Source organism: Paenibacillus baimaensis (assembly GCF_025567575.1).
The window spans coordinates 32,502-56,400 of record NZ_JAOQIO010000022.1; the positions used below are offsets into that span (position 1 = coordinate 32,502).

Annotated in this window: 19 protein-coding genes; 17 read left to right on the top strand and 2 right to left on the bottom strand. The window is 43.7% G+C overall.

Going from position 1 to position 23,899, the window contains the following annotated elements; genetic code table 11:
- The first annotated feature begins 87 nt into the window (after positions 1–87).
- The 3 genes from OB236_RS08700 to OB236_RS08710 are packed head-to-tail and all read left to right on the top strand — an operon-like array spanning position 88 to position 3,824.
- Complete coding sequence (locus tag OB236_RS08700; RefSeq protein WP_262683606.1) at positions 88–1,167, top strand: endospore germination permease; 1,080 nt, start codon at positions 88–90, stop codon at positions 1,165–1,167.
- The gene (locus OB236_RS08705; RefSeq protein ID WP_262683608.1) at positions 1,168–2,646 is read left to right on the top strand and encodes a spore germination protein; all 1,479 of its coding nucleotides are present in this window, start codon (positions 1,168–1,170) and stop codon (positions 2,644–2,646) included. It begins immediately after the preceding gene.
- Between the two features lie 8 nt (positions 2,647–2,654).
- The gene (locus OB236_RS08710; protein ID WP_262683609.1) at positions 2,655–3,824 is read left to right on the top strand and encodes a Ger(x)C family spore germination protein; all 1,170 of its coding nucleotides are present in this window, start codon (positions 2,655–2,657) and stop codon (positions 3,822–3,824) included.
- A gap of 178 nt (positions 3,825–4,002) precedes the next feature.
- Here the strand turns inward: OB236_RS08710 and OB236_RS08715 are convergent, their stop codons facing one another.
- The gene (locus OB236_RS08715; RefSeq protein ID WP_262683610.1) at positions 4,003–5,193 is read right to left on the bottom strand and encodes an MFS transporter; all 1,191 of its coding nucleotides are present in this window, start codon (positions 5,191–5,193) and stop codon (positions 4,003–4,005) included.
- A gap of 98 nt (positions 5,194–5,291) precedes the next feature.
- Between OB236_RS08715 and OB236_RS08720 the strand changes: the two genes are divergently transcribed.
- The 5 genes from OB236_RS08720 (at position 5,292) to OB236_RS08740 (ending at position 10,906) form a co-directional block, all read left to right on the top strand.
- On the top strand, positions 5,292–6,239 hold the full coding sequence (locus OB236_RS08720; protein ID WP_262683611.1) for a helix-turn-helix transcriptional regulator: 948 nt from the start codon (positions 5,292–5,294) through the stop codon (positions 6,237–6,239).
- Positions 6,240–6,527: 288 nt separating this feature from the next.
- Entirely contained in the window at positions 6,528–8,006 is a 1,479-nt protein-coding gene (locus OB236_RS08725; RefSeq protein ID WP_262683612.1) for an Lsa family ABC-F type ribosomal protection protein, read from the top strand.
- Positions 8,007–8,388: 382 nt separating this feature from the next.
- Positions 8,389–9,081, top strand: coding sequence for a response regulator transcription factor (locus OB236_RS08730; protein ID WP_262683613.1), 693 nt, complete (start codon positions 8,389–8,391; stop codon positions 9,079–9,081).
- Entirely contained in the window at positions 9,078–10,151 is a 1,074-nt protein-coding gene (locus tag OB236_RS08735; protein WP_262683614.1) for a sensor histidine kinase, read from the top strand. Before OB236_RS08730 ends, OB236_RS08735 begins: the two co-directional genes overlap by 4 nt.
- A gap of 149 nt (positions 10,152–10,300) precedes the next feature.
- Entirely contained in the window at positions 10,301–10,906 is a 606-nt protein-coding gene (locus OB236_RS08740) for a YdhK family protein (protein ID WP_262683615.1), read from the top strand.
- Between the two features lie 2 nt (positions 10,907–10,908).
- Here the strand turns inward: OB236_RS08740 and OB236_RS08745 are convergent, their stop codons facing one another.
- A complete protein-coding gene (locus tag OB236_RS08745) occupies positions 10,909–11,517 on the bottom strand; it encodes a DedA family protein (RefSeq protein WP_262683616.1) in 609 nt (202 codons plus the stop codon).
- A gap of 223 nt (positions 11,518–11,740) precedes the next feature.
- Between OB236_RS08745 and OB236_RS08750 the strand changes: the two genes are divergently transcribed.
- From OB236_RS08750 to OB236_RS08790, 9 genes are all read left to right on the top strand, one after another.
- Positions 11,741–14,056 carry an AraC family transcriptional regulator gene (locus tag OB236_RS08750; RefSeq protein WP_262683617.1) on the top strand — a complete coding sequence of 772 codons (2,316 nt, stop codon included), beginning with the start codon at positions 11,741–11,743 and terminating at the stop codon, positions 14,054–14,056.
- A 169-nt stretch (positions 14,057–14,225) separates the two neighbouring features.
- The gene (locus tag OB236_RS08755) at positions 14,226–15,173 is read left to right on the top strand and encodes an ABC transporter permease (protein ID WP_262683618.1); all 948 of its coding nucleotides are present in this window, start codon (positions 14,226–14,228) and stop codon (positions 15,171–15,173) included.
- 67 nt (positions 15,174–15,240) lie between these two features.
- Positions 15,241–16,137: a carbohydrate ABC transporter permease gene (locus OB236_RS08760; RefSeq protein WP_262683619.1), complete on the top strand. Its 897-nt coding sequence runs from the start codon at positions 15,241–15,243 to the stop codon at positions 16,135–16,137.
- A 40-nt stretch (positions 16,138–16,177) separates the two neighbouring features.
- Positions 16,178–17,779, top strand: a complete 1,602-nt coding sequence (locus tag OB236_RS08765; RefSeq protein ID WP_262683620.1) for an extracellular solute-binding protein — start codon at positions 16,178–16,180, stop codon at positions 17,777–17,779.
- Positions 17,780–17,860: 81 nt separating this feature from the next.
- Positions 17,861–19,114 carry an FAD-dependent oxidoreductase gene (locus OB236_RS08770; RefSeq protein WP_262683621.1) on the top strand — a complete coding sequence of 418 codons (1,254 nt, stop codon included), beginning with the start codon at positions 17,861–17,863 and terminating at the stop codon, positions 19,112–19,114.
- A 190-nt stretch (positions 19,115–19,304) separates the two neighbouring features.
- Positions 19,305–20,711, top strand: coding sequence for an MATE family efflux transporter (locus OB236_RS08775; protein WP_262683622.1), 1,407 nt, complete (start codon positions 19,305–19,307; stop codon positions 20,709–20,711).
- Positions 20,712–20,995: 284 nt separating this feature from the next.
- Positions 20,996–21,955 (top strand): ABC transporter permease, encoded by a 960-nt coding sequence (locus OB236_RS08780; RefSeq protein ID WP_262683623.1) that lies wholly within the window; start codon positions 20,996–20,998, stop codon positions 21,953–21,955.
- A 17-nt stretch (positions 21,956–21,972) separates the two neighbouring features.
- Positions 21,973–22,845 (top strand): carbohydrate ABC transporter permease, encoded by an 873-nt coding sequence (locus tag OB236_RS08785; RefSeq protein WP_262683624.1) that lies wholly within the window; start codon positions 21,973–21,975, stop codon positions 22,843–22,845.
- Positions 22,846–22,870: 25 nt separating this feature from the next.
- On the top strand, positions 22,871–23,884 hold the full coding sequence (locus OB236_RS08790) for a Gfo/Idh/MocA family protein (protein WP_262683625.1): 1,014 nt from the start codon (positions 22,871–22,873) through the stop codon (positions 23,882–23,884).
- Positions 23,885–23,899: the final 15 nt, after the last annotated feature.

The following is a 23,899-nucleotide window of genomic DNA, read 5'->3' on the forward strand; positions in this document are numbered from 1 at the left end:
ATTATCGTACGAGCATTTCATGTATATGAATTCCATTTTTGGATATTATACCAATGCGTACAGTGATCCAGTTTCCGGGGGTAAGCGATGGAGGCAACCTTTTCAAGACGGCAGATCCTATTCATGCTGCTGTTGTCGCTTGGTATCTCGAATCATGTGTTTATTATTCCTCATCTTATCCAAGCGGCAGGACGTGACTCCTGGTTCAGCATCCTGCTTGGGTATGTGGTTTTGTTAGGTTGGAGTTTGATTTTGTACCTGGTATTAAAGTCCATGCATGCTACAACATTTAACGATTGGCTTAAGGAGAGGATCGGAAAATTCGGATGCTCGCTCGTTTGCGGCGTATTGGTCTTATACCTCCTGATCTTAGGGATGTTGATCATTTTCGATACGACAAGAAACATAAACATTTACTTGCTTCCCAGAACGCCGAACGCTGTAGTCGTTCTCAGTTTTGTGCTTGTTTCTTACAGCGCGGCAAGATCTGGACTCAAAACGATTGTCTATATGTCGACCGTGTTATTGCCGATCGTGTGGTTGCTGGGAATCAGCATTTCCATGCTTACCATGAAAAGCAAAGACTATGGCATCATTCATCCCTTCTTTGTGGAAGGAATAGGGCCGAATCTGCACGGAGGAGTGATTGTGTTCGGAGGAAGTGTAGAGCTGCTGGTACTGCTGCTGCTGCAGCATAAAATAAGCAAACCTATAAGTTACGGAGCGATGTTTGTGCTGCTAACCTTGCTGATAGGTCTTATTGCCGGGCCTACCTTAGGGTCCTTGTCCGCTTTCGGTCCTACAGAAGCTGGCAATATGCGGTTTCCCGCCTTCGAACAATGGAGGTTGGTCATGATTGGCGACTACATCTCCCACGTCGATTTTTTGGCTGTATTTCAATTGATGGCCGGCAGTGTTACAAGATCAGCCCTTCTTTTGCATTTGCTGTCCGAACTGGTTATAAATCGATTCCCGAAGTTTCGCCAAACCGTACTCGGTTTTTTTACGGCTCTTGTTTCTATACCTTCTCTAATGCAAATCAGCGACATCACGATGCAGGAAGTGGTCCACCGCTACTTCTATACGTTATCGTTCATTTTCGGAATCACGATGTTGGCGGCTCTATATGTATTTTCCTTTATACCGAAAAGGAAAGGAGGATATTGAATGAATCAAACACCCGAGGAAGTTACGCTCTTTGCGGAGTTGGACGATAATCTGCGCAATGGAACCTTGCAGAAGGATGCAATGATACAAGTCTTCTCTCAATATTCCGACATCTATTTCCCTCCGGTGCCGCAACAGGAGTTGTCGGATAAACTGACGGTTCTCTACTGCGAAGGTATGATTGATAAAAATCAGCTAAACGAGTATTTCGCCAGCGTGTGCCTATATGCTAGCCATGCAGCTTTACATCTGGACACAGCTGCGGACCAAACGGAAACATTACCTCTGTTCGTTATAAAAAAGACGATCGAAGAAATGGTTGCAGGGCTGTTCAGCGGCCAACTTATCCTTTATTACGTTGGAAATACCGACTTTTGGGTGGTCGATATTTCCGATGTTCCCAAACGTGCATTGCAAGAATCCAGTACGGAAATTTCGATTAAAGGGCCGAAGGATGCTTTCACGGAAGAATTGTTTACGAATATGGCTCTGATTCGGAAGCGTCTGCAAACGGGAATGTTATTTAGCGAAATGTTCGTCATCGGGAGCTTGAGCAAAACTCGCGTATCGCTGATCTATCTGAGCCACAAAGCAAATCCGGATATGATTGCCGAGGCGCGCCAACGATTGGAAACTATTCAAACGGAAAGCGTGCTGAGCAGCGGGCAGCTCGAACAGTGGCTGTCGAATCGGACTTACTCGCTGTTTCCTTTGATTGATTATATCGGTCGGCCCGATTTTGTTATTGAAACTTTGTTGCGTGGAAGATTCGCCATTCTTGTAGACGGATCTCCTATGGTGCTCATCGGACCGAGCAATTTTCTGGAGCTGCTGAAAACGCCTGAAGACGTTCATTTTCCTTATTATTACGTTATGTTCCAGCGGGCTCTTCGACTCATCGGCTTGATGCTGAGCATTTATTTGCCGGGATTCTGGATGGCGATTGCGACTGTGAATCTGGATCAGATTCCATTGGCGCTATTATCGACGGTTGTCCTTTCCCGCGAGGGAGTGCCGTTTCCTATGATCCTTGAAGCGCTGTTGCTGCTGTTTTTGTTCGAATTGCTTCGGGAAGCCGGCGTCAGGCTGCCTAAGGCAGTCGGACAGACGGTCGGCATTGTCGGCGGCCTGATCATCGGAGAATCTCTCATCCGGGCAGGCCTTGCTTCTCCAACGCTACTCGTCGTTATCGCCATTTCGGCAGTGGCTACATTTTCATTGGTCAATCAATCCTTGTCTGGCACTGTGAGCATTCTCAGGATATTCATCACTTTGTCATCCGCTTTCCTCGGCGTATACGGATTCATGATGGCTATGTTTGTCATCCTGATTTACCTGTGCAGGCTCGAAAGCTTCGGATTGGCGTTTCTTGAGCCAATAGCCTCCTTGCGTTTTAAAGAGTGGTTGGCTGCTTTTTTGGTCGATCCGTTCAAAAGATCCCGTTTCTCGGCTCCAATGTTAAAAAAACAAAAAAAGTGAGAAGACTGATGCGCAAATCGATATGTACACTTGTTTTGATCGTTGAATTGTTAATCGGTTCGGGGTGCGCAAACGATATGGAAAATATTGAGAAATTGAATTACGCGAACGCCATAGGCGTCGATTACAAGGATGGAAAGTATTACGCCTATATCCAATTCATCGATTTCCAGAATGTTGCGAAAACTTCAGACAGTAGTAGAGGGCCAGCGAAAATATGGATAGGCGAAGGGGTCGGAGATACCTTCGAAGAGGCGCTGTTTCAACCTTATGAAACGGCTCAGGAAAGAATTATTTGGGGGCACGTGACAGTTCTTTTGTTTAGCGAAAGCGCATTAAAAGAAGGAATTAAAGGAATTTATGACAGTTTTAGCCGGTATCATGAATATCGTCTGACTCCATGGGTGTATGCCACGAGAGAATCGGTAAAAGATATTTTTTCAGTGCCCGGATTTTTCGAACGGTCTCCGCTCAGCACCATTCTTCACGAGCCGAAAGGGATACACTCCCAGACGTCCAAGGTGACTTCGATAAGGCTTCAACAATTGATCAGACAGATCAATGAGCCGGGATTTACTTCGTGCATCCCGACGTTGGCCGTTAACAAAATTCAGTGGTCCGTAAAAAATAAGCCTGATCCCAAACTGACGATTGACGGGGCGATATTTCTCAAAAGCGATGCGTATAGAAGCTATATCCCCTTGAAAGAATTATCCGGACTTCGTTGGGTTCAGCCAGGTATAATACGCGTAGGCATCCCCGTACCGGATCATAAAGATCCATCGGTTCAAGTCGTCGTCGACAATCCGAAAGCGAGCCTGAAATATATGAATCGCGGAGATCGGCCGCAATATGACGTCAATATGAAAGCGACAGGATACGTAGTCAGCCGGACCAAAGATGACCTATTGAATTTCGGACAATTAACCAGCGAGACGGAGAAAGCGATCGAAGCTGAAATCCGAAGTTTGTTCCGAACAGGGATCGATAAAAAGACGGATGTCTTGAATCTTGAGTATGACTTGTTCCGGTATCATTATGGCAAATGGAAGGCTATGTCCCCGGCGGAAGATAGATTACTAACCGACGATGCCATTCATGATATACATATTGACCTCAATATTACACATTCCAGCTCGGAGAAAAATAAAAGGGTTCAAGGAAGCAGTCGTCACTAAACGAAAAAGCAATATTACTCACGCCCATGAATGCTCAACATTGCTGTTATATGATAAAAGACGTTTTCCGTCATTTCAAAAACCTGCAGCAAGGTTGAGTTCTGGGCTGTACAGAGGGTGAAACACGAGTTTAAGGCGGCTAAGACTTATTGAAGGAAGTGCACCAATAAAATTGGCTTTAAGCAGCAGGCTCATTTTTTGGTTCGCTTTTTGCCGCTGCAGTCGATAAAACCCCACTTGCGATAAATACGAATAGTGAGCACGCCAGGCAGATCCCCGTAAAAATACCTACAGCCGTATAACCATTAAACACCACATAAAGCATTCCGGCCATCCAAGCTCCGAGCGTTGTCGCCGCATTCATCGTTGATGTAGCCAGACTAGAAATGGTACCGCGGATAGTCGGATTTAAACTGTTCAGCAGTCCTACCATAAGCGGGAACAAGATGCCGAGGATAGCGAAAATGAAAAAGTAAACCCCTTTTACGATATAAACCGACGACACGTGGGGCAGCACAAGATAAGCCGCAATAACAATCAGCATACCCGCCGCCATAGTTTGAAACTGATTTAACGCTTTTATGATATAAGGACTGCATAAGCTGCCGATTAAATTGCCAAGCCCTAAAAAGATAATGACATAGCCTACTTCTTTAATCGAAAGGTCAAAGCGGTCCGTCATCCATTTCCCGAGAAAAGCAAAAGCGGCGCTGCTCCCAAGATGGACACAAAAGTAGGCGAGGAAGGTGCCTCTCGCTTTGCCGCTTGTCAGCAGGGGAACGTATCTCGTGAACATAGACATCTTAGCTCCTTGCTGTTGGTGAGGCTTCATGCTGGGCACAACGAAATAGGCAGCAACCACCAGTATTAATGAAAATATGCCTATGGACCAAAATGGAAGAGACCAATTGCCAACTGCCAGCAGGCTTCCGATCGGTACACCGAGCGCTTGAGAGACTGCGAGCCCTGCGTAGGCGACACCCAGCACTTTGCTGATTTTGGCCGGAGGAAACAGGGTCGGAATAGCTGCCCATACTTGCGGAGCTGTGAATGCCGCGCTGACTCCCGCCAAAAAGCGGAACAAGCACATCGTCCAAAAATCAACAGCGAAGCCGCATAAGCATGTTGAAATTGCGAAGCAAGTAAGGCCGGACAGCAGCACCTTTTTTCGATCCCATCCATCGGATAAAGGTCCTGCGATTAGCGCAAACACCGCCGAACCCAAGGTGTAGGCTCCTATCATCCATCCTGCCTTTTCCGTAGGGATACTGAACATACTTTGCAGTGTCGGAATTAGCGGAGAGATCAAGAATGTATCTGTTCCGATAACGAACATAACAAGAAAAAATAACACGATAATTTTACGCATTTGCTTCACCATTTTCCTTTAAATTTGATCTTAACCCTATTGTAGAGGATAATAGTGACAACAGTTGTCATAAAATTTGAAATAAATGGAGCCGTGTTATGTCCAAATCGAAACGTTTGTTGGAACTGATGATGACGGTCAACCGAAAACGGAAATTTACGGTTAAAGAGCTTGCCATGGAATTTGGCGTATCTACGAGAACGATGTTAAGAGACCTGCAGGAATTAAGCGAGCTAGGGGTTCCACTTTATTCGGAGGTAGGTCCTCACGGTGGTTATCAGGTGTTGAAGGAAAGAATTTTGCCGCCCATCGCCTTTTCCGAAGAAGAGGCTGTTGCGATGTTTTTTGCGGTGAATGCACTTCGTCATTATTCTTCTTTGCCCTTTGAAGCGGAATCTGCTTCCGCATTGGACAAATTTTATTTACACATGTCCGGTGACGTTCGCGATCGCATTGATCAAATAAAAAATAGGATGGACTTCGTAACGCCAACCAGACAGCAGGAATCCCCTTATTTATCGATACTGCTCGAAGCAGCAGTTCATCAACAGGTGTTACACATCGAATATGAGTCCCAGGGAGATGCGGCGGACCGACACATACAACCAATAGGGATTTATGCCAATAACGGCTTGTGGTTTTGTCCAGCTTATTGCTTTCTGCGTCAAGATTTTCGCATATTTCGTTGTGATCGAATTCGTTCGGCGGTGTACGATACTGACGGCATAGAACCTATGGATCTCAGGCATATCGATCTTGCAAACAAGGAGTTGCATATCCATGCGGTTAAGGAGTCGACGCAGCTTTATGCGGAACTGAGCCCAAAGGGAGTTCAAATGTGCGAGGCTGTGTTATGGCTGGGTTCACACTTGCATGTCCGGGAGGATGGAACAGGGTGGCTGGAAGGTCCAATTCCTCAGAAGGATCTCGCTTTTTATACCAGATTTTTTATCGGGCTGGGCAATGAGGCCACAGTCAAGCATCCTTCAGAGCTAATAAGTGATATGAAGCGGCTGTTCGCGGAAATCATATCCAAATATGATTAGAGCTATGATGACCAGATGGTTTGGATGAGGCAGGCTGCTCGGGAAATTCATGAACAGGATAGTTTAGTTATACAAGTACTTCACCAAAAGTATTATGGTAAAATAGATGCACCAATTGTGAATCTATTATTTCCTTTGTGCTTCCGGGCTGGACATACAAACACACAGTATGTGCCCATGTTTATGATGTATAAATGTATTCGTCAAGCACGGGTTGTGGTTTAGAGCGGTTTTTCTTGCCAATAATAGATAGTGGATTGGATTTATATCATATTGGAGGATCATTCTATGTCATTAATCAATGTTACAAACCTCACGTTTGCCTATGATGGCAGCTACGATAACATATTTGAAAATGTAAGCTTTCAACTAGATTCCGATTGGAAATTAGGATTCACGGGAAGAAACGGCAGAGGTAAGACCACATTTCTCAACTTGCTGCTTGGTAAATATGAATACAGCGGAAATATTTCTGCTCATGTCAGCTTTGAATACTTCCCTTTTCATGTCGAAAATAAGGAAGTAAATACCATTGGTGTGATCGGCGACATTGCTCCAGACTTTCCTCACTGGGAATTATTGCGTGAGCTTTCATTGCTAAAGGTTGATGAAGATGTGTTGTATCGGTCCTTTGATACCTTATCCAATGGAGAGCAGACGAAAGTGCTGTTGGCAGCGTTATTTCTTAAGGAAAACAGTTTTCTATTAATTGATGAGCCGACCAATCATCTTGACATGAACGCAAGACAACTCGTCAGTGATTATCTCAATAGCAAAAGCGGTTTTATCCTGGTGTCTCACGATCGCTCATTTCTGGATAACTGTGTAGATCACATCCTTTCAATTAATAAAACTAACGTAGATATTCAAAAAGGTAATTTCTCCGAATGGTGGGAAAATAAAAAGAGACAGGATAACTTTGAGCTTGCAGAGAACGAAAAGCTAAGAAAAGACATTAAACGCTTATCCGATGCTGCCGACCGAACGAGTCACTGGTCCCACGAAGTGGAAAAAACTAAAAACGGTACAAGAAATTCCGGTTCGAAGGTGGATAAAGGGTATGTTGGGCACAAGGCTGCCAAAATGATGAAACGCTCGAAAGGGATTGAGCAAAGACAGCAATCTGCTATTGATGAAAGATCTAAGCTCCTTAAAAATATTGAAAATGCGGAAAGCTTAAAGATCTCACAGCTTGCTTATCATAAAAACCAACTTGTTGAGCTTGAAAATGTGTCGATTTATTATGGTGAGAAGATGGTTTGCAGCGATATCAGCTTTACTATTGGGCAAGGTGAGCGAATTGCGCTTACAGGGAAAAACGGCTCTGGAAAATCCAGTATTATCAAACTAATTTGCGGTGAGAACTTGAACTATACGGGCACTTTCAGAAAGGGAAGTCAGCTGAAAATCTCCTATGTTTCACAGGACACCTCGCATTTACAGGGCAACTTAACGGACTACGCCAGAGATAACGGGATTGATGAAAGTCTTTTTAAATCTATTTTAAGGAAGCTTGATTTTGCCAGAGTTCAATTTGAAAAGGATATAGCTTCTTTTAGTGGCGGCCAAAAGAAAAAAGTGTTGATCGCCAAAAGTCTTTGCGAGAAAGTTCATTTGCATATTTGGGATGAGCCGCTCAATTTTATTGATATTATATCTCGGATGCAAATTGAAGAGCTGCTTCTGAGTTACTCATCCACGATTCTTTTTGTGGAGCATGACAGTGAATTTTGCAAAAATATTGCTACCAAGATCGTTGAGCTCTAATGTTAACTCTTAATGGATATGTTGACGTTTTTGGGAGCAGGAGACATGTTTAGCTTTAAGCAAGGCCATAACAGTGTATCCTGTTTCTGGAATGTCTACGCATGGAATTGTAGCAGATCCGCATTTTTATTTCACTGGTGATACATCCTTGGACAGCGGTTTTCTTACATTGCTGCCGGATCGGATCCAAACCATTTTTCATAAATGTCATTTGCAAAATGATACGTTGAAGTCTCATACTTCGCGCGGGACCGCAAAGTATATTCACCTTCTAAAGTCGCTGAAATTGCGGCTTTTTTCATTGTGCAATCGATGAGCTCTACATGATTTCTACATAAGTTATGGGTAAAATGAGAATACAGTGGTTTCCTGGAGGTTGGTCATGAAAACAATATTAGTAGTCGATGATGAAGCTAAGATTCGGGATGTCGTTGTATCCTACCTAAACAAAGAGGGGTTTCAAACCAAAGAAGCGGAAACGGGCAGCGACGCAATCCGGATTGTGCAAAACCACGTCGTTGATCTCGTCATTCTCGATCTCATGCTTCCAGATATGGAGGGCGAGCAGGTATGCCAATCGATTCGACAAATCCATTCCGTCCCGATTCTGATGCTCACGGCCAAAGTATCGGAAAACAATCGGATTAAGGGTTTATCTGTCGGGGCAGATGATTATGTTACCAAACCTTTTGATCCGAGAGAGGTGGTAGCTCGGGTCCGGGCTATTCTGCGTCGTTCAGACGCTCAACTTTTACTGGCCGATCGCTTGTCCTTCAATGAAGGGCATTTGGTTATCGACTCCTTGAAGCAGCATGTATACTGCGATGGTCTGCTGGTGAGCTTAACCCCAAATGAATACAAGCTGCTGCTTGCTCTGGCTAAGTACCCGCAGCGACATTTTACACGGGAAGAACTGGTTGAACGCGTGCTTGGCTATGACTTTGAAGGGGATGCTCGCACCATCGACCAGCATGTCAAAAACATTCGGCATAAAATCGAACGCGATGCCAAGTCCCCTGCGTATATTGTGACGGTGTACGGGACTGGCTACCGGTTTGCAGGTGGCACTATATGAATCTTCGTTTGCATACTCGTTTGGCGCTCATCATTATTGGGGTCGCGGCCGGTATTGTCTTGATTTCAACGGTCAGCGTCATAATAACCACACATTACCACTTTTCTATGTATCAAGCGCAAGCATCCAGCCTGAATCATGATTTACCACAGCTGGATTACCATTTGGAACAAGCGCTGCTGCAAACGATTATGTGGACGTGTCTGGCATCGATTGTACTTGCAGTCGTTGTTGGCTTTTATGTGTCCAAACGGATTTCGGCTCCTTTGGTGCATATGAAAATGGTGGCGGAACGGATGACAGACGGGGAATGGAGCTCAAGAGTGGCCATTCATGGAAAAGACGAGCTCGCGGATTTAGGTGATTCGTTAAATACACTGGCGGAGCAGCTACAGCAGCACGAGCAGCTGCGCATTACCATGACAGAAGACATTGCCCATGAGCTTCGGACCCCTTTGGCTACACTTAAAAGTCACATGCGTGCTCTGGAAGACGGGGTTTGGGATCCTACGCCGGAACGGATCCATTCCTGTTATGAAGAAATTGAACGATTGACACAGCTAGTAGCCGAACTCGAAGATCTTACGCAAGTGGAATCCCCCGGCTTTCAATTGGAGCGGAAGGAAGAGTCGTTAACGACGGTCATCGAACGAGGCGTGGAACTGGTATGTGCCGCATATCTGGAAAAAGACGTACAACTGGAGTTTTCGGTCAGCCCTCGCATCCGGGTGTTTGTCGATCACCATCGCATGATTCAAATCCTCGTCAATCTGCTCAGCAACGCGCTGAAATTCACGCCCAAACAGGGAGTGGTTCAGATTGAGGGAAGAGAAGAGAGCGAGTACGTTCTTATTGTGATACAAGATACCGGGATTGGGATCTCGCCGACAGATTTGCCGTATGTGTTTGAGCGTTTTTACAGGGCAGATAAATCACGTAATCGAAGTACCGGTGGCAGCGGCCTCGGGCTAACCATTGTCAAACAGCTGGTAGCTGCTCATGACGGTTACATTTGGGTGGAAAGTCAGCAAGGTGCCACATTTTATATTCGTCTTCCAAAGGGACATTAGCCCATTCTACACAAGATCTTCAAAAGTGTGGGTTACACTTATCGTACCCGAACCTAACAGAATGCTTGTAAAAAATGATGTAGCTTGAGACAGGTCAATTTGATAGGGGTCAGGGGAAATATGGGTTAATATGAGGAGTGTAGCAAACAATGAAAAAACAATTGGCTTTACTTAGTGTAGCCACCATGATTGCTTTAAGTGGATGTGCAAAAATTACAACAAACGATAATCTAGCAAACAACAGTCCCAATGGTAACCATTCCGAAATGAACAACTCCGATATGAACCACTCCACAACAGGGCAAGTTCCTAAAGGGTTAAAAGAAGCAAAGAATCCAACTTATAAAGTTGGTAGTCAAGCTATCATCAAAGCAGGCCACATGGAAGGGATGAACGGGGCTGCAGCAACGATCGTGGGTGCATATGCTACGACAGCCTACGCCGTATCGTATACCCCAGTTACAGGTGGGGAAAAAGTGACCAATCATAAATGGGTAATTCATGAAGAAATTAAAGAAGCCAGCGGGAAACCATATGAACCGGGAGCAAAAGTTGACTTGGAGGCAGATCATATGAAGGGTATGAATAGTGCTACTGCTTCAATTGATTCAGCCGAACAAACAACGGTGTACATGGTTGATTACACACCGACTACTGGCGGAGAGAAGGTAAAGAACCATAAATGGGTAACTGAAAGTGAACTTTCTAAAGATGGCACAATCGGTGGTGGCGATATGTCTGGAATGAAACGTTAACATTAATCGGATTTCTGTCGTGGCTTTCTAATATAAAGAAAATATATTAAAATAACAACGATAATAATGAAAACGACGGATGGAAGATAGGCGCGATATACAATAATATAATTTCTCACTGTGTGCCATTTATCACTAAATCCTCGTCCAATCAAAATAAAGAATGCACACCATATGACTGCACCTAAGTAGGAGAAAAGTGCGAATTTCCGAAAATTCATGTTCGAAGTGCCTGCTGTAATAGCTATAAGATGACGAAGGCCGGGTATAAAATATCCGAAAATTAGCAAAACACTTCCGTACTTGTTAATCTTCTGTTGGGTTCTTTCAATGCGATCAGCTGTAATATGTATTCTTCGTCCATACTTGATTAGCAAGGGAAGGCCTAATTTTTGTCCAATTATATAGCTTAATGTGATTCCTGTTATGGATCCTAAAAAGGCACTACCTAATGCAAATAACAAAATTAGTTTTCCTTGTGATACTTTGTTTCCAATGAAGGTAAGCAATAATTCATCAGGTATAGGTATTCCGACAACACCCAGCGCTAACGCTAAAAATATACCGATATAGCCATATTGAGTAAGCAGTAAATCTAGATGTCTTTCCATAAGAATCCTCCTTAGAGACAATAATATACTATTATTACCCAATTCATTGTTTTGTATCAATACATTCTATAGGTATATTGTTGATTATAACCGTATCCTATTCTCCTTTTATAGTAAACCCTTATATCATAAACAACCTACTTTGCAAATATGGCTTATTTGCAAAGTAGGTTGTTTCGTTTATACTGTGGATGCTTACATGCATAAATGAGAGGTGTTAGATTTGAAACGTTTATCACGTATCCGTATAACGCTTTGGCATAAGTATTTGCTATCCTACCTACTGGTTTTTGCGACACCTTTTGTGATACTTGGTTTTTTTATATATACAAATGCGGTCAAGACTGTCCAGAATGAAGTTGAGATGTCTAATCATTATAAGCTGAATCAAGTCCGTGCTTTATTGGATCAACAAATCCTCGGCATGAACCAGTTAGCGGCTAGAATGGCTAACGATTACCGGCTCTCTCCTTATATGGCCAAGGTCAATGACTATTATGCCTCCGAAACGGTTAAGGAGATCGCCAAGTATAAGGCTAACAGCGCAATTCTCGAAGAGCTTTTTTTGTTTTTTCGCGGAGATGACCATATTTATTCGACTGAAGGCGTCGTTTCCATGGATGTCTTAACCAAAAAGACGTATCGCTTTTCGGATCAGAACAGTCGCATCTTCCAGCAGGAACTGAACTCAGTTAAGCAAATTACGCTTAAGCCTGCGGTTCCTGTTGCATTGCAAGGAGATAGGGAGAAGCGGTTATTAACTTACTTATTTCCGGTCCTGCCCAACAGCAGCAACCCGTATGCAACCGTATTATTCCTGATTGACGAATCCGTGCTGACCAATACGATGAAGGATATGCTGGGCAACTTTCAGGGAGATGTGTATCTCTTAAACGAAAAGGGCGATGTATTGGCTGCTGAACGAACACTGGATTCATTGGATATGACAGAAATTCGGAATTTGTTAGCTTCTTCCAAGGTTTCGACCATTAATGAGATCGGTTCCTCCCGTTATTCGATCATGAGTGAAAAGTCGGAAATTACCGGCTGGAGCTATGTGATCGTGATGCCAACGGACCAGTTCTGGCAGCGTGTCATTCAATACAAGATGGTAGTCAGGATTCTGCTGCTAACGGTCCTTCTTGTTGGCCTTGCTATAGCCGTGTTTCTCTCTTTCAAGCAATTTGGTCCCATTCGTTCATTAGCTGAGCATTTGAGTCTTAGGCGGAACAACGAGGAGAGCCAATATGCTGTAGAACGCAAACCAAATGAATTGGATTGGATTCGCAGTACAGTCGATGACATATTCGATTATGCCAAAAGATTGGAATTCGACCTAGAGCACCAAAGACCCTTAGTACAGGAGCAAGCTCTTTTTAGGTTGCTGAAAGGTAGTGGATTAGAGCTAAATGCTGATGGCGATCCGTTATATGATAGGCACCTTCGGGAGCTTCAAGGGGAATATTACTTTATAATCGCCATTTCCTCGAAGGAAGGTATTTCGGACTCCGTGCTTGACGATATGAAAAGCCGCGAAGCTGTCTTACAAATGCTGCATCGAGTCCACTTTGATGGGGGCAGGGGGTTCGGTCTTGAGCTTATGGAGGAACAGGTTGTCGCCCTGGTTGTATCGGTAGAGGATGTCTCCCAACAAACAAGGGCATTCCGTGAACAAACCGCAGAAATTGTACAACAATGGCTTTCAGAGCAATTTGAATTAAGCCCCCTCATCGGGGTAGGTACGGCTTGCAGGGAACTGTCCCTGCTAAATCGTTCATTGATCGAAGGTTTGGCTATGCTGGAGTATCGCTTGCAATCACACAATGGACGTATTTTGTTTTTTGAAGATATTTCGCTGATTCAAGATCAGACGAATAGTTACTCTCTGGGAGAGCAGGTCAAATTTAACCAGAGTTTGAAGCTAGGGGACCGCACCGTTTGTCTGGAAACCCTTGAAGGACTGCTGGATAGTATTGCTTCAACGGAGCAATCCATTCTACTGCTGCGCTGCGTCTGCTTCGACATGGTTAATACGGTGCTTAAACAGATGCGAACGATGCAAATTGGTTTTGACTGGCCGGAAACACGACTCATGATGGAGTTTCAGACGCTGGATGATTTGCGCAAGCGAATCAAGGCAGTTGTGATTCGTATATGCGACTATGTAGAAGTCCAGAAGGATCATAAGCAAGCCGATTTATGCGAGAGGATTGTCGGAGAAATCACTCTGAATTATAGATCCAGCCAGTTAAGCCTGGACATGCTTTCCCAGAAATTTGGGCTTTCTGCTTCCTATATAAGCCGATTTGTGAGAGAGCAGACCGGAACCACTTTTACCGAATATGTTTTGCGCCTTCGTGTGGAAGCAGTCAAGCAGGCGATCGTGAGCTCTGATAGGCCTATTAAAGAAATTATTCTGGAAACCGGCTACCAGGATATGTCTAACTTCATTAAGAAGTTCAAAAAAATGGAGGGCATTACCCCCGGCGAGTATCGCAAAGCTTATAGTAAGATGGACACACCCTCTATTTATGATTAGGCTGTAACGCCTGCTTCGCATTGGAACCCGTAGTCCAAAATTGCGGAGTAGGCGATTTTTGTTGTTGGAAATTCGCCGATTCCGATTTAATCTGCTTATTTACACCGAAGCGGATAACCTCCTATAGTTGGGCTTAGAACGAGAGTCCATAGGAAAGGGAGAAGTCTTAATGACAAGCAACAAATTCGTTACCGGATTGAACGGAAACGTAATCAGTCCAAATTTCATTCGAAGAAAAATAAGTAAAAATTGGCAATTATATCTTTTTCTATTACCTGCTTTTATTTATTTTTTGGTTTTCCATTACATTCCTATATATGGAGTGCAAATTGCTTTCAAGAACTATATAGCCAGCAAAGGGATATGGGGAAGTCCGTGGATTGGATTCGACCATTTCGATCGTTTTTTCCGCTCCTATTATTTTTGGCAGCTTGTTGGCAATACGGTATTGATCAATTTATATCAGTTAGTGCTGTTTCCTGTTTCCATTATTGTCGCTTTATCGATCCATGAGCTGAAGCATGCTGCATTTAAACGCTTCGTGCAGCTCGTAACCTATACGCCGCATTTTATTTCGGTTGTTGTGATATCTGGTATGATTTTATCATTCTTAAGTCCAACAACGGGAATCGTCAATGTGTTTGTTCGTGCTTTTGGTGGTGAATCTATTGCATTTTTGACGGATCCGGGTTGGTTCAAAAGTGTTTTTGTGCTTTCGGGGGAATGGCAGAATCTCGGCTGGGGAGCCATTATTTACTTAGCTGCACTTTCAGGCATTAACCCGGAACTGCATGAAGCTGCCCAGATCGATGGTGCTACCCGGGTTCAACGCATTTTTGCCATCAATATACCTGGAATTATGCCAACGATTATTATCTTGTTCATTTTAAATTTGGGCAGCTTTATGAACGTAGGTTTTGAGAAAATTTATTTATTGCAAAATCCACTAAATATGAATGCCTCAGATGTTATTCAAACCCATGTCTACCGTAATGGCCTGCTGCAAGCCCAGTACAGTTATACTGCGGCGATCGGTTTGTTCAATAATGTGATTAATTTTAGCGTCTTGCTCCTATTCAACCAACTGGCTAGAAGGAGCGGAAACAGCTTATGGTAGTACGAAGCCACAAGGACCATTTTCAAATTAAGATGTCTGTATTAATGAACAGGGAGGGCATGGAATTATGTTAAGGCAATCAAGCGGCGACCGGTTATTTCAGGCAGCGAATACCACATTCCTCCTTCTACTTGTCGCTCTCATCCTGTATCCACTCCTGTATATAGTTAGCGCTTCGGTAAGTGACCCTACCTATGTGAACTCGGGACAAATGTGGCTTTTCCCAAAGGGCTTTACCTTGGAGGGGTACAATCGCGTGTTCCGTAATGCGGATATTTGGACTGGCTATATGAATTCGATTGTGTATACGGTTGGCGGAGTTGCACTCAATTTAGCGGTGACACTTCCTTGCGCCTACGCTTTATCCCGAAGAAATCTGGCAGGACGCCAGGCATTTACATTGTTTATTGTATTCACAATGTTTTTTAGCGGAGGTTTGATCCCGACTTATTTGCTGGTAAAGTCCTTAGGGCTTGTGAATACATATGGGGCGCTTATACTGCCAAGTGCAGCAAGTGCGATTAATATCATAGTGTCGCGAACTTTTTTCCAGGGGAATGTTCCCCAGGAAATGGAGGAAGCAGCCGCAATGGATGGTTGTTCTGATTTTCGCTTGTTCATGCAAATCATTCTCCCCTTATCCAAGGCGCTAATCGCGGTAATGGCTTTATTCTATGGAGTCGGCCATTGGAACCAATATTTTAATGCGCTTATTTATTTGTCCAATCGGGAACTGTATCCCTTACAGCTATTTCTGCGGGAAATATTGGTTCAGCAGGAAATATCGGCTCAAATGCTGACAACTGGCAGCGATCTGGAAATGGATATGTCGGAGCAGACCCGAATATCCGAATTGATCAAATATGCAGTCATGATTATTGCGGCACTCCCTTTATTGATTGTGTTTCCTTTTGTCCAAAAACATTTCGTGCAGGGTGTGATGATCGGCTCATTGAAGCAATGACGGATGGAGATTTTGTTCATACAAATGGGAGGTATTTAGAATGTTCAATAAAACCATAATTGGTACGATGAGTGTTATCCTTGCAGGTTTGTCCCTTGCAGGTTGTACAAACTCGGAGGAGAAGCAGCCCAAGCCATCTGACAAGGGGGCCGCAGCTAACTTTAATTCCACAGGGCTTCCGGTTGTACCTACCCCTATTACACTCAAAATGATGGGGCCTGATGATATGCAGCGTTCGTGGAAGGACCTTTACTTTTTCAAAGGTATGGAAGAAAAAACGAATGTGAAATTCGAATTTACGACGATTCCCAGCTCCTCTTATAAGGAACGTAAAAATCTGGCATTTGCCAGCAATGAGCTTCCTGATGTATTTTTCTTGGGAGGATTGGATGCCAATGATGAAATGAATTATGGAACTCAGGGCCTGTTGATACCTTTGGATGAATTAATCGAGAAATATGCGCCCACTATTAGAGAGATATTAAAGAACAATCCTGAAATCAAAAGGTCAATTACAACACCGGACGGGCATATTTATGCACTGCCGCAAGTCGCAGATCATCCGCGAGATCGTTTCTATCGCTTGTTCATTAATGGTGAATGGCTGAAAAACCTCAATACTACAAAGCTTCCGACCACTACAGCGGAATTGTATCAACTGCTGAAGGACTTCAAAGAAAAGGACCCTAACGGAAACGGCCAGGCTGATGAAATACCTTTAACAGGAACCAATAAGCTTACTTATTTGCGTCCCATTCTGCTATCCTATTTCGGACATTTATCTGACATGGTTGAGGTATCCGGCGATAAAGCCCGATTCGTACCTACACAACCGGGATACAAAAACTATCTGGTCTTTATGCAGAAGCTTTATCGGGAGAAGTTACTCGATAATGAAATTTTCTCGCAAAGTAATCCGCAAATGATAGCAAAAGGTGAGAGCGGAAAGTATGGAGTGATGGGAAACAGCCTGCCTATTTTCGGAGGGAAGGACAAGCAGATCGCACCGGCAAATATTCTGGACAATCCGCAGATGCCGCCATTGATAAGTGAAGGGCTGTCAAAGCCGATCGTTCCGGAAAAAGATGTAATTCGCCGGGGTAACTTTGCAATTACCAATGTCAACAAGCATCCTGAAGCTACCATACGCTGGTTGGATTATTTGTATAGCGAGGACGGTTACAAGCTGGCACAGTATGGAATAGAGGGGCAGAGCTACAAGTGGTCAAGTACCGACCCCAAATATATCGAATATATAGTGCCTCAAGGGATGCTGGAGAACGATTTCAAGAACAATAAGGTTTCAAATCTGGGGTATGGTTATGCGAATGAAGCGTTGGAACGCAAATTTCTGAAGCCGGATTGGTTAGGTTTTGTATTGAATGACCAGGTTAAGCCCTATCTTCCTTATGCCCAGAAAGCATTCCCACTTACTTATTTCAAGAGTGAGGAGGCACAGCGAGTTAATGCAATCAGTGTAGACATTCGCACATTTGTGGAACAGATGGAGGCAAAAATTATCGTCGGCCAGGAGCCAGTAGAGAAATGGGACGAATATGTGAGTACAATGAATAAGATGGGCATTGATGAGCTTGTCAAAATTAATCAGGCTGCTTATGATCGTTGGAAAAGCGCAAAATAAAGAATAAAAAAGGGGCAGAGACGCTTATACGCTCTGCCTTCTTCAGCACGAACATAAAATGAGTAGGAAGAGGTGTAATATATGGGTGCTTACGATGTAATTGTAGTAGGCGGTGGTTCCGCAGGATGCATAGCTGCCATTCAAGCAGCACGGGCAGGCGCAAAAACTGCATTGGTGGAGAAGAACGGTATTCTTGGAGGAACGATAACCGTGGGAGCTGTGAATTTCCCAGGCTTATTCCATGCATGGGGACAACAGATCATTGATGGAATTGGATGGGAGGTAATTATGGAGACTGTTCGCTTGGGCGGTGCCATATTGCCGGATTTCTCGACCATACCAGAGAAGCATTGGCATCAACAAATTAGAGTCAACCGTTTTGTGTACGCTGCGGTATTGGATGAGTTCTGCTTGCGGGCCGGTGTTGAGCTAAGATTGCATGAAATACCCGTTTCTATTGCCGAGCAGGACAACAAGCTTCTTGTTTCGGTTGCAGGTAAAGGGGGCATGCAAGTACTTCAAGCTCGCAAGGTCATCGATGCCACAGGCGATGCCGATTTGTGCGGAATGCTGGGATATGCCCGAGAGAAAAGCGAGAAACTTCAACCAGGAACGTTGATCAACGAAATCGATGGATACGAGTTTTCGTGCATCAACCCTGACGAGCTGCAGTGTGTATACGATGAAGCATTAGCTGAAGGCAGCATCAGGGTTACCGACCACCCTCCAAGCAATCCTCCCTTTTATAACGATCTGCGATCTGGGGTAATCAGTATGCATATTCCGGGGATTGATGGTTCCAGCTCGCAATCCAAGACGGAAGCAGAGGTTAAGGCAAGACAGACACTTTTGCGGATTTACCGTTTCCTGCGACGAGTACCTGGCTGTGAGCATTTGTCAGTTCGTTATGCTGCGAACGAGTGCGGCATCAGGGAGACTTGGAGAATCTTTGGAGAAGCCAGGATCGACGAGGCTTCTTACGTCTCCGGGTTTCATTGGCCGGATGCAATTTGCTATAGCTTTTATCCAATAGATCTGCACCATCCAAGTGATAATACAGTTATAAAGCATTATTTGGATAAGGGGGTCGTCGCAACAATTCCCTATAGGGCGTTGATACCGGTTAACAGCAACCATTTGCTAGTGGCTGGACGTTGTATTTCCGGGGACCAGATGGCCAATTCGGCTTATAGGGTTCAAGCTACTTGCATGGCTACCGGACAATGTGCCGGGGCCGCAGCAGCAATAGCTGCCAAATTGGACGTGTCTCCAAGGGAGGTGCCCTTGGCAGCATTAAAAGCTATGCTTCTCGAACATAGTGCTATTGTACCGTAATAGCTTCTTGGAATTGGACCCGGAAACGGAACAATCGGTGAACCCAACCATATTGACAGATTTCATCCTCGGTGATAGTATCTAGCCAAAAGGAAGTAAGCGCATCCACCTCCAAATTGATATTCACATTATTAGTAATAACTCTTCTCCTTGAAGAGTTTTTTAAATATAAAAAAAAGAATGTGACGATGTGTCCCAACTTAATTTTAGGATCAGGAAGCAAGTTTTTTTGGAAAAACATTTTTCTGGAGATGCTATCGATTATCGTCAAATTATTTCTCTTTTTATACCGATGCTGATTGATCAGGCATTTTTAGTCTGCCTTAATTTATTGAACATAGCCATGATCAGTTCATCAGGTGTAGCAGCAGTCAGCGCGGTTAGTATGATTGATACGCTGAATATATTTCTGATCAGTGTATTTGTCGCCGTGTCGACCGGGGGAACGGTTGTGGTAGCCCAATATAAAGGAAGCGGCAGCGATCTGATGGTTTCCAAAGCTGCTGCCAGCTCCATATCCTTGGTTTCCTTATTGGCATTCTGTATCAGTTTGTTCATAGTCTTGTTCCATAGCCCTACTTTAAATTTTTTGTTTGGGACAGCTTCAGCGGAGGTTTTTGCCCATGCCCAAATTTATCTGATCGGAAGCAGCATATCCTATATGGGCTTTGCCATCGTGGAGTCGATTTGCGGCGCGATGAGAGGGATAGGGAAGTCGCGGGTTTCGTTGACGCTTTCCTTGATCATGAACCTTTCTTACGTTCTTTTAAACATTGTATTTGTCAACTTTCTGGACATGGGTGTGCTTGGCATGACCATTGCCGTGAACGTAGCCAGATATTCGGCGGCGATCTTCGCACTGATCTATTTGGCCAAAATGGATGCGACCCTTCATGTACGAATCAGGGATATGTTTGTGTTGAATTTGTCGATGCTCAAAAGGATTTTGTTTATCGGTATTCCATTTGCAGTGGAGCAGGTTTTTTTTAATGGAGGAAAAATGTTAACCCAGGTGTTCATTGTCAGTCTTGGCACTTACGCTATGGCGACCAATGCGATCTGCGCATCACTGGCTGCTCTGTTTCTGGTTCCTTCCATCGCCTTGTCACAGACAATTGTAACAGTGGTTGGTCAATGTATGGGGCGGCAAAATGTTAAGGATGCCAGAAAATTCGCGAGATCGTTTCTCTGGTTATCGTCATTTTCCTTATTGCTGATGGGATTGATCGTGATACCCTTGTTCCAGCCGATTGTCAGTTTGTTTCATCCTCCTGATGAAATTGTGAATGATATTTTCATCATCATCCTGATCACGGCGATCGTCCAAATACCGCTTTGGCCGATCAGCTTTCTACTTCCATCAGCGCTTAGAGCAGCTGGCGACTCGAAATTTACATCTATTACTTCCATGCTATCCATGTGGTTGTTCCGGGTTACCCTAGGGTATGTGTTGGGAGTTGTCCTCCAATTTGGAATTATAGGTGTATGGTTGGCTATGAATAGTGAATGGGGAGTGCGAGGTGCAGCCTTTTTGTGGCGGTTTCGCGGGCAAAAATGGTATAAACATCGTTTGATCGAACCCAATGATAACAGCTAAATTAACCGGGACGAGTCCTGCATATTGAACAAACAAACAGCCAAAACCACAGCAAACATGGTTTTGGCTGTTTGTTATACCATTCTTGGGTTCAGCCTGGTCATGTCTAATTATTTTTTTAAAATTAAATAACGCAGATGTGAAAAAATAGACATTCACAAAAAAAGCTTCATTTACATTGAATACATGCGCCTATAACATATTAAGCAATGCAGACCAAACCATTCCATAAGCTAAGCATACGTAGGTACACTTCAAATTAAAATGATGAGGAGAGATGGAAATTGCAATATGCTCAGGTTGAAAAAAAGGTCAACAATAAAACAGTTACCAACATCATGTCGTGTTTTTTTAAAGCAATCCTTAAGTACAAGTTTTTATACGCATTGATGCTGCCAGGAATAGTTTGGTATATCATGTATCGGTATTTGCCGATGTTTGGACTGATTATCGCCTTTAAGGAATACAACTTTGCGCTGGGTATTTGGGACAGCCCGTGGGTAGGGATGAAATATTTTAATTATTTGTTTTCTTCTTCAGAATTTTATACGGTGCTGCAAAATACAGTGGTTATCAACATGTACAACTTGATTTTCGGATTTCCGGCACCGATTATATTGGCCTTGCTTTTGAATGAATTTAAAAATATGTTTTTCAAACGGACGATTCAAACCGTCATCTATTTTCCGCATTTTTTATCCTGGGTTGTTTTTGGGGGAATCATCATTCAGTTTCTCAGCCCAAATGAAGGTTTTGTTAATCAAATCATCAAATACTTCGGAGGTGACCCGATTTTTTTTCTCACGCAATCCCAATATTTCAGAAGTATTCTGGTAGTAACCAATATTTTGAAGGAAGCGGGCTGGGGGACGATTATTTACCTGGCTGCCTTAGCCGGTGTGGAACAGGAGCAGTATGAAGCGGCGACGGTCGATGGGGCCAATCGCTGGCAGAAATTGATTCATATCACGCTTCCCGGAATTACCAATGTCATTATTATTATGTTGATTTTGAAAGTGGGCTACCTCTTGGATGTAGGATTTGAACAAATTTTCATTATGTACAATCCGGCTGTCTATGATGTCAGTGATGTTCTGAGCACTTACATTTATCGAGTGGGCATTCAGGATTTAAGGTTCAGCTTAACGACAGCATTAGGTTTATTCCAGGCTGTTATCGGATTTATTCTCATCTATGGGGTTAACTCCATAGCCAAAAAATATAGCGATGTATCCATGTGGTGATGAAAGGAGTGAATACAATGACAGGAACAAAAACAGGCGGAGCATACAACGTGCTCATCTATACTGTATTAATCTTGTTTGGTCTCATTACGTTTATCCCGTTTTACTATGTACTGGTAGCCTCACTCAGCAACCCCGATTTAATTTCAGACGGTGAACTGATGCTTCTGCCAAGAGGCTTTACTCTGGAAGCGTATAAGACACTGGTATTAAATGATAAGTTTTTAAGTGCTTTCTATGTGACCGTGGCTCGAACAACGCTTGGAACGCTTGTGAATTTAATTTTTCAATGTTCATTTGCATATGCGCTATCCAAGAAGTATTTGCCGGGCAGGAAATTTTTCATGCTGTTTATAATCGTGACGATGATGTTTAACGGCGGGATCATTCCTACTTATTTAATTGTGAAAGCAACGGGATTGATCGATACGATCTGGGCTTTGATCATTCCTGGAGCCATAAGCACATGGAATATTATTTTGTTAAGATCCTTCTTTGAGAATGTACCGGAAAGCCTTGAGGAGTCGGCGCGCATGGATGGAGCGAATGATATTTACATTTTGATCACCATCATTCTTCCCTTGTCGATGCCAGTAATTGCAACGATTGCTTTATTTTCCGCAGTTGGGCACTGGAACTCATTTCTCGACGCCGTGATTTATACGAATTCGCCTAATCTCCAGGTATTGCAGATCTTCCTGAGAAATATGGTCGTGCAGCTGCAAAATATTATGGCCAATGGGGACGCCGTTGCGATGAACAAAGGTGTTTCTTCGTTAACACTGAGATCTGCAGCCATTTTTGCATCAAGCTTACCTATCATCATGGTATATCCATTTATTCAAAAGCATTTTATGAAGGGCGTTATGTTAGGAGCCGTTAAAGGCTGATTATAGAAAGGGATGGGTGAGAAACTTGAGGAATTCGTTGAGAATCGGATTGATTGGCTGCAGCAGCTTGGTATATAACTTTGTGTATGACTGTACGAAGCATTTACCTATCACCTTATCGGCGATTTGCGACCCGGACGAACAGAATAGAATCAGGTTTGCACAGCGATATCACGTACCCCGGATCTACACGGATTATACAGAAATGCTCGATCAGGAGAGTCTCGACGCGGTGATCAGTTTTCCGGATGAGATCGATATGCACTTCATGATTGTCAAGGCCTGTATGGAGTCTGGTGTTCATGTATTAACGGAGAGGCCGGTTTGTCTCACAGCGGAGGAAACCAAAGAGCTTCTGGAGCTTCAAAAGAAAACGAATTGTCATGTGATGCAGCGTCTGAACAAGCGTTATACCCCAGCTTATATAATGGCTAAAGAAATTATGCAAAAAGAAGAATTCGGGGAATTGACGATGTATCTGGCTAAATATCAAGCTTCCACGTACGAATCCGAGCATGCTTTCATATATAAGCATATCATTCATCATCTGGACTTGGCCCGGTATTTGATGGGCGAGCTTACCTTAACCCATGTCGATGTCAAGCGGGTTGACCCTACCAGGATCGGATTTAATGTATCGTTTGTCAATGAATCGGGTGCGATTGGATTGCTGCAATCCGGTTCTTTGCAGGATGGTACTTATCCAATGGAACAGGTTGAAATAACCGGGGTAGGGCAATTAATCTCTATCGATAACATCAGAAGCGTGGAATACAGAAGGTCCGGGGGCGTAAGAAAAGCGGGAAAAGTGGATGCTTTGTATGAGATGAACGATACGTTGAAATGGAGCTTGAATAATGGTCATATGTCGAATTTCTCCTATATCGGTTTTGAAAATTTATTTTATCATTTTATTCACAGGATTTGGGAAGAGGATTCGCCTACACCGGACTTAGCAGATGCGGTCAAAACGATGGAATTAGTAGAGACCTTATGCGCCATGATTGCTATGGATTCGAATGCAGTTGTAGTAAAATAGCAATACCAATCAAAG